The sequence below is a fragment of the Sutterella sp. genome, assembly GCF_030539355.1.
Classification (GTDB): Bacteria; Pseudomonadota; Gammaproteobacteria; order Burkholderiales; family Burkholderiaceae_F; genus Sutterella.
The window spans coordinates 1-1,685 of record NZ_JAUNSF010000199.1; the positions used below are offsets into that span (position 1 = coordinate 1).

Here is a 1,685-nt window from a genome sequence, read left to right on the forward strand (position 1 = left end):
CGAGCGACCCGAACGCGCCCGAGGAAGTGAAGGCGAAGTACCCGCTCGCCGAGGCGAAGGTCACCGTCGAGGAGATCGAGGGCGAGCCCGGCTGCTTCGGCGCGAAGTTCTACCTCCGCCCGCACTACCAGCTTGAGGGCCTCACGACCTCGCTGCGCCTCACGACCCGTGTTCCGCGCGCATCAAAATAAGCGTCGGCAAGACTTCGCAAACTCTGACGCTTTTATTTACATTTGGCCGCCGAGCCGGCAGGCCCGGTCTGTGAACCCTCAGGCTGTAAGCGGCTGTTTTCTCTTGTAAACAAGGAAAATTGTCACGGAATTCTGCGCCGATCCGGGACGGACCGGCGCGTTTACAGCACCGCCAGGAGGCGCCACGGTCCCCTCAGGGTGTCCCCGCGGCACGTCTGCGGTGACCGACGCCGTGTAACGGGGCTGTCGAATACGTAACATTGGGGTCGTAAAATTGCACCTGAAGCGATTATCCTTTTTGATTATTGTTCAATAATCAATTCCCTCAAGGACGAAACCGTGCCGCTCGATACGAACTCCCTGCTCGCACCCTGTTCCGCCGACGCTCCCTGCGGCGTGAACTGTGAGTACGATCCGCTCTATCTTGAGCTTGAGACGCTCGCTCTCGGCACTCCCGAGACCGTGATGGGCGACAACGTCATCCCGGGCGACGATCCGGACTGGCGCGGGCTCAGAAAGAACTGCCTCGAGCTCTGGGGCAGGACGCGCGACCTGCGCGTCGCCGTCTACCTCTCGATCGCCTCGCTCGCGCTCGAGGGACTCCCGGGGTTCGCCTCCGGACTCAAGCTCCTCGAGAACCTTGTCACCGAGCACTGGGCTGGCTGCTGGCCGGCGCTCGACCCTGACGACGACAACGATCCGACCGAGCGCGTCAACATCGTTCAGATGCTCTCGCCCGATCTCACGAGCTTCGGCGACCAGATGAAGTTCATCGCGCTCCTGAGGAACGTGAAGCTCGCCGAGGGCCTTCCCTGGCGCATGCGCGACCTGCTCATCGCCAACGGCGTCATCGAGAGCGACCGCCCCGTGGACGGCGCGCTTCTGAACGCCGAGATGTCAGGCGTTCCCGTGAGCCGCATGAGCGAGTCGCTTGAGGTCGTCCGCGGCATCCTCGCGACCGTCAGGCACATCGCCGACGCGATGAACACGGCCATGGCGGACTCGGGATACGTGAACTTCGACGCGCTCGAGAAGGAACTGAAGGCCTTCGAGCGCTTCTATTCGCTGCACGCTCAGACGCCGGACGCCGAGGAGGCGCCCGCCGCGGCGCCCGAGGCCGTCGGCACGGCCGGGGCCGCCCCGCAGGTCTACGCGTCCGCGGCATCGGCGGCTGCGCCGGTGCGCAGCGTGCGGCCCGCGGGCTTCACGCTCGCCGAGTTCCACCCGGCGAACCGCGCCGAGGCGCTGCTGCTTCTGAAGAAGAGCGCCGAGTATTTCCAGACGGCCGAGCCCACGAGCCCGGTTCCCTTCCTCATCAACCGGGCGCTGCGCATGGCGGAGATGAACTTCATCGATCTGCTCGGCGAGATTGACGCGAACGCGCTTGAGCGCGGCCGCGAGCAGCTCGGCGTGCCCAAGCCCAAGGACGAGTCCGGCTGGTAACCTGAAAGCCGCCTAATGCACACCCGAGAGGCATCTGGGCGACAAATTCCT

General features: G+C 64.7%; 1 protein-coding gene and 1 pseudogene. Both read left to right on the top strand.

Translation table 11 applies throughout. The annotated features are described in order from the left end of the window. Nucleotides 1-191 (top strand): annotated as a pseudogene (locus Q4F91_RS13495) (type VI secretion system contractile sheath large subunit); the annotation flags it as partial. Nucleotides 192-530: 339 nt separating this feature from the next. Beyond that, nucleotides 531-1,634: a type VI secretion system protein TssA gene (gene tssA, locus Q4F91_RS13500; protein WP_303338251.1), complete on the top strand. Its 1,104-nt coding sequence runs from the start codon at nt 531-533 to the stop codon at nt 1,632-1,634. Nucleotides 1,635-1,685 lie beyond the last annotated feature (51 nt).